Annotated in this window: 8 protein-coding genes; 7 read left to right on the forward strand and 1 reads right to left on the reverse strand. The window is 41.2% G+C overall.

The annotated features are described in order from the left end of the window. Nucleotides 1-229 precede the first annotated feature (229 nt). The 7 genes from B5F35_RS17420 to B5F35_RS17450 all read left to right on the forward strand — a co-directional run bounded on the left by B5F35_RS17420 (nucleotide 230) and on the right by B5F35_RS17450 (nucleotide 5,101). Nucleotides 230-1,027: a helix-turn-helix domain-containing protein gene (locus B5F35_RS17420; RefSeq protein ID WP_002578724.1), complete on the forward strand. Its 798-nt coding sequence runs from the start codon at nucleotides 230-232 to the stop codon at nucleotides 1,025-1,027. 24 nt (nucleotides 1,028-1,051) lie between these two features. After that, a complete protein-coding gene (locus tag B5F35_RS17425; RefSeq protein ID WP_002578723.1) occupies nucleotides 1,052-1,822 on the forward strand; it encodes a nucleoside phosphorylase in 771 nt (256 codons plus the stop codon). Between the two features lie 24 nt (nucleotides 1,823-1,846). Next, the gene (locus tag B5F35_RS17430) at nucleotides 1,847-2,623 is read left to right on the forward strand and encodes an aminoglycoside nucleotidyltransferase ANT(9) (protein ID WP_052084611.1); all 777 of its coding nucleotides are present in this window, start codon (nucleotides 1,847-1,849) and stop codon (nucleotides 2,621-2,623) included. Between the two features lie 199 nt (nucleotides 2,624-2,822). Beyond that, nucleotides 2,823-2,954, forward strand: a complete 132-nt coding sequence (locus B5F35_RS17435) for a zeta toxin family protein (protein WP_132587467.1) — start codon at nucleotides 2,823-2,825, stop codon at nucleotides 2,952-2,954. A gap of 87 nt (nucleotides 2,955-3,041) precedes the next feature. After that, nucleotides 3,042-4,079, forward strand: coding sequence for an IS1595-like element ISSag10 family transposase (locus B5F35_RS17440; RefSeq protein ID WP_058962567.1), 1,038 nt, complete (start codon nucleotides 3,042-3,044; stop codon nucleotides 4,077-4,079). A 23-nt stretch (nucleotides 4,080-4,102) separates the two neighbouring features. Further along, nucleotides 4,103-4,597: a lincosamide nucleotidyltransferase Lnu(C) gene (gene lnu(C) / locus B5F35_RS17445; protein WP_019543803.1), complete on the forward strand. Its 495-nt coding sequence runs from the start codon at nucleotides 4,103-4,105 to the stop codon at nucleotides 4,595-4,597. Between the two features lie 150 nt (nucleotides 4,598-4,747). Beyond that, complete coding sequence (locus B5F35_RS17450) at nucleotides 4,748-5,101, forward strand: P-loop nucleotide/nucleoside kinase family protein (protein WP_442856497.1); 354 nt, start codon at nucleotides 4,748-4,750, stop codon at nucleotides 5,099-5,101. 242 nt (nucleotides 5,102-5,343) lie between these two features. Here B5F35_RS17450 and B5F35_RS19390 read toward each other — a convergent pair. Next, nucleotides 5,344-5,567, reverse strand: a 224-nt coding sequence (locus tag B5F35_RS19390; protein WP_442856496.1) for a hypothetical protein, incomplete at its 5' end; no start/stop codon positions are given.

Raw genomic sequence — 5,567 nt, forward strand, 5'->3', positions numbered from 1 at the left:
GCGATGGTTTTTCATGAGGCATTGAAAACCTGTTTGTCAAGGTACACGCCCTCGCTACTTATTTTCGTAGCAAGGTGCTGTCCATCGATGAACTACCCTAAGTCTACACGAAAAAAATGCAATTCCCGGAATTTTGCGAGAATTGCATTTTGATGAAGTTTACACTTTGGAAATTGCATTTTTTGCAATCATCCTGTATAATGGAAGTATGCGGAGGAGGTGCGTGTCTATGGCTTTACCCGGAACACCCGGACAGCGGATTTCCGATTTATGCAACGGAAACCATATCACACAAAAGGAACTTGCGGAGAAGATAGGCGTTTCCGCTTCCCAGTTGAGCCGCATTGTCAGCGGCGAAACGAGAACGGTCAGCAGTGATATTCTCATAGGTGTAGCAAAGGAATTTAAGGTATCGACAGACTACATACTGGGCTTGTCTACCGTGAGCGTCCGCAAAAGCTACGATATTTCTGAATTAGGCTTGTCCGAGGGAGCCGTGAGGGGGCTCGTGACGGGTGCTGTTGATGTGCAAATCCTCAACCGCCTGTTGGAACACAGGAATTTTCCTAAGCTGATAGATTTGATACGGATTTATTTTCAGGACACAGCGGCAAAAGGCATAACAGCAAGAAACCAGCTTATCGAGATAGCAACGGCTTCCCTGTCCGACCTGATGAAAGAACACCCGGAACACCGGGCGGAAGCAAAGCAGGATTTACAGCTTTTGAACGCCCAGAAGATGGGGGAACATGAGGCGGAGATTGAGAAAATCAAAAATGTGTTCCTTGCTATCCTGCGGGATATTAAGAAAGACATTGACAACGGGGAACAGCCGGGAGAAGCTGTGACCGCCGCGATGTTCCAAGCCATGCGGGACGCATTGGCGGAACAGAAGCAAAACCCGCTTTCCATTGACGATGTAGCGGCGATGGTTGCCGGACAGATCGGACAGCTTACGCCGATGGATGAAGAAACTGCCGACCTGTTCAAGCAGTTGGCAAAAAAGATGATGAAAGGAATAGAATAATAGCCTGTTATTCGAGATAATAATATGCCATTAGTAAAGCATGACTACCCTGTTTTAGAGTACGATACCGCATCAAAAGCTGTTTTTCAGCCGGGAAATGGGAAAAAATGTTTTCCTGCAAAAGCAGTGTTTGCTTTTTTAGGAGACGAGGTTGAAAATTATGCACATACCCATGATGGAATACAGATAGATGAATTTGAAAGTGCAACAAGACGATATCCTATTTATGAATGTCTTTATAATCAGGAGAAAATATGTCTATGTCCGGCTCCTGTGGGAAGTGCTGCTGCCGTCCAAGTTTTAGAATATTTAATTGCAGGGGGTGTAACAAAGATTATTTCCGTCGGCTCCTGCGGCGTATTGGAAGACATCCCGGAAAATAGATTTTTGATACCTGTTTCTGCATTGAGAGATGAGGGAACATCTTACCATTATCTTCCTCCCTCCCGAGAAGTAGAGATTTCAAAGGCTGGTATAAATGCGATTGAATCTGCTTTAAGCCAAAAGAATATACCATATTGGGAAGTTAAAACATGGACAACAGACGGTTTTTATCGAGAAACAGTAGAAATGGTTCAGTATCGGAAAGAAGAGGGATGTCAAGTAGTAGAAATGGAATGTTCCGCATTGGCGGCGTGTGCAAAATTTAGAAAAGTTACATGGGCTATGCTGCTTTTTTCAGCCGATACTCTTGCAGACCCTCATAAATACCAAGAAAGAGAATGGGGAAAAACAAGTATATCCATAGCCTTAGAATTAGCCTTAGACGCTGTTTTATCAGTTGTTGAGGAGTAAAAATAAATACATATAGGAGTTACAATGAATATAAATGAATTTCCACAACAAGTAAATCAAGTTATTTCAATAGCAGAAACCATATTACAAGGTCAAATATTGGGGATATATTTATATGGTTCAGCAACAATGAATGGGCTGCGTCCAGATAGTGATATAGATATACTGATAATTACTAAACAAGAATTGAGTAATTCAATCAGAGCAGATCTAACAAAGCAATTATTGAAAATTTCTGGCTCCGTAGGCTGTATTGAAAAAAGACCTTTAGAGGTAACTATTATCAATCAATCTGATATTGTTCCGTTGCAATTTCCGCCAAAATGTCAGTATATGTATGGTGAATGGCTAAGGGGAGAGATGGAAGCAGGAGAATATCCGCAAGCCTGCAATGACCCAGATATAATGATTTTATTATGGCAAGCAAGAAAAAATAGCATAACTTTGAAGGGGGCGGAAAGCAAAGAGCTTATTCCCGCTATCCCATTTCACGAAATTAAAAAAGCAATTCGGTTTTCTTTACCTGGTTTGATTTCCAGCTTTAAGGGTGATGAAAGAAATGTGTTATTAACCTTATCACGAATGTGGTTTACTTTAGTAACAGAAGAAATCACGACAAAAGATGTTGCCGCAAAATGGGTAATTTTAAAATTGCCGGAGAGATTTTCCCCCCTGCTAACAACGGCAAAGGAAGCTTATTTGGGAAATTTGTCTGATGAATGGGAGACAGTAGAAAAGGAAGCGATGGCACTTGTAGAATATATGAAAAAACAAATTGAGGAATTACTTAGAACAGAGTAGCAAAGTTAGCGGGGCCAATCAACGGTCAAGATGAACGGCGCATAAATGCGCCGCCGTTGACAGTCCCGCCCGTCTTTGCTGATGGGCAATCAAGGCGGGAAAGCCCTAAAATGGCTTCCCGCCCATTTCAATCTTGAGAGAAGAAACGCTCCAAAATCAGAAAGAGAGCGGTAAATCTAAATTGCGAGGGAGAATGTAGATGAATCAAGGAAGAATTATTGTGATTACAGGTTCGCCGGGAACAGGAAAGACAACAACTGCGTCGATTGTCGCAAAAGAATCGAACATGGATAAATCTGTGCATATGCACACAGACGACTTTTTTCATTAGGCTCTGTCACAACAAATGGTTGATTTTTGACGAGAAATAGCGTATAATAATAGTAAGAAACAGTACCACCGAAGGAGGTAATTGGATATGCCTACTATCAAAGACGCATTAGATATTATCGGTAAGTTGACTGTCGCAGAGCAGGAAAGCCTTAAAACAATGCTTTTAAGTCCTGCCTTTGTAAAGTCTTTGAATATTGAAGATTTCGTAGCAAAGGAACGCTTTGCAAATGGTCGTGTATGCCCTCTTTGTGGCTGTATCCATGTGGTTCGCAATGGTCATCGTAAAGATGGCACACAGCGATATGTATGTAAGGATTGTGGCAAGTCCTTCGTGATTGCTACGAACTCCATTGTGTCTGGTACAAGAAAAGACTTGTCCGTGTGGGAGCAGTACATTGATTGTATGATGAATGGCTTATCCATTCGTAAGACTGCTGTTGCTTGTGGGATTCACAGAAACACCGCATTCCTTTGGAGACACAAGATTTTGGATGCACTTCAGAATATGGCAGACGATGTTACCCTTGACGGCATTATTGAGGCTGACGAAACTTTTTTCGCCATCTCGTACAAGGGCAATCATAGCAAGAGTAAGACATTTGCTATGCCACGCAAGGCTCATAAGCGTGGTCATTCTACACATATCAGAGGCTTGTCCCAAGAAAAGGTATGTGTTCCTTGTGCGGTTAATAGGAATGGCTTGTCTATCTCCAAGATTACGAATACTGGTAGAGTTTCTACAATAGATTTACATCATATTTATGATGGTAGGATTAAGACCAATTCCACTCTTGTTACGGACAAGATGAACTCCTATGTGAGATTTACAAATGCCAATGGCATTGACCTTGTGCAGTTAAAGACTGGCAAAGCCAAGAAAGGCATTTATAATATCCAACATATCAATAGCTACCATAGCCAGCTAAAGAGGTTTATGCGTGGCTTTAACGGTGTTTCTACCAAGTATCTGAACAACTATCTTGTGTGGAATAACCTTGTAAATTACGCCAAAGAAAGCGACATGGAGAAAAGGAACATCTTCTTAACTTTCGTTTTGGCAACATTGAAAACTGCTAAATGCAGAGATTTATCAAACAGACCAGCAGTTCCTCTGGTCGCCTAATTAGAATTTGTGGAGATGATAAGATGGTCAATATAACAGATGTAAAACAGATTCTTCAATTTGCAATAGATGCGGAGATTAAAGTCTTTCTTGATGGTGGCTGGGGTGTAGATGCTCTTCTTGGATATCAGTCAAGAGCCCATAATGATATTGACATTTTTGTAGAAAAGAACGATTATCAGAACTTTATAGAAATAATGAAAGCTAATGGCTTTTATGAGATTAAGATGGAATATACAACATTGAACCATACTGTATGGGAAGATTTGAAAAACAGAATTATTGATTTGCATTGTTTTGAATATACGGACGAAGGTGAAATTCTTTATGATGGGGATTGTTTTCCGGTAGAAACTTTTTCGGGTAAAGGAAGAATTGAGGAAATAGAGGTTTCCTGTATTGAACCATATAGTCAAGTAATGTTCCATCTGGGATACGAGTTTGATGAAAATGATGCACATGATGTGAAGTTATTGTGTGAGACACTTCATATCGAAATTCCAAATGAGTATAGATAACTGCAAATAACAGTTTGTAGGGGAGTTCTGATACTCCCCTATAAAAATGGCTATTTATCAACTGTTTGTTGTGACATAGCCTTTCATTATTTAAGCAAAGGAGCAATACCGCCGCATTTACCAGAGTCCAACGAACAAAATTTAGTTGTCATTGAAGCCTTTTTAGAAGCTGCAAAGCGCTATGCCCGCGGCGGATATGATGTAATTGTAGATGGAATTGTCGGGCCGTGGTTTTTAGAACCATGGAGAGCCCTTGTTCGAGAAGATTATGAAGTACACTATATTGTTTTAAGAGCCAGTAAAGAAGAAACTATGAAACGAGCTGTGGAACGTTCAAAATTAGACAGAAAAACAAATGTTGAATTAGTAGAAACAATGTGGGAGCAATTTTGTAATTTGGGGATATATGAATCGAATGTTATAGAAACGACAACCTATTCTATCCAAGAGGCTGTTTTTGCAGTAAAAGAAAAAATTTCAAGTGGAGCCGCATTGCTATCTTAAACGATTTCTAAAAATCGAAATTTCATTTATCAGAGAAATAGCAAAGCCAGTCAACGGTCAAGATGAACGGCGCATTTCATGCGCCGCCGTTGACCGTCCCGTCTGGCTTTGCTGATGGGCAATCAAGGCGGGAAAGCCCTAAAATGGCTTCCCGCCCATTTCAATTATGAGAAAAGAAACACTCCAAAATCAGAAAGAGAGCGGCCAAGCACTTTGAGGAATTGGTCGCCTTGTTCACCCATTCAGCGGGACGGCGGGTGGCGGTCAAGGCCGGGTGTAAGCCCGTTCATTTCAGCCTTGACGGTTGCCCGCTGTCCTGTTACTTTTCCAGGAGTGTAGCCACAACTTCGGGACACTTTGGAGCTGTTGACAAAAGATTCACCCGAGGAGAAAACCATGGTAAAATAAGTGCATACGGGGGTGGGAAGATGCAGCTGAAGTTTCACATGGTGACGATAGAAGATCT

Origin of the sequence: Anaeromassilibacillus sp. An200, from assembly GCF_002160025.1 — a bacterium.
GTDB classification, from domain to species: domain Bacteria; phylum Bacillota; class Clostridia; order Oscillospirales; family Acutalibacteraceae; genus Caccousia; species Caccousia stercoris.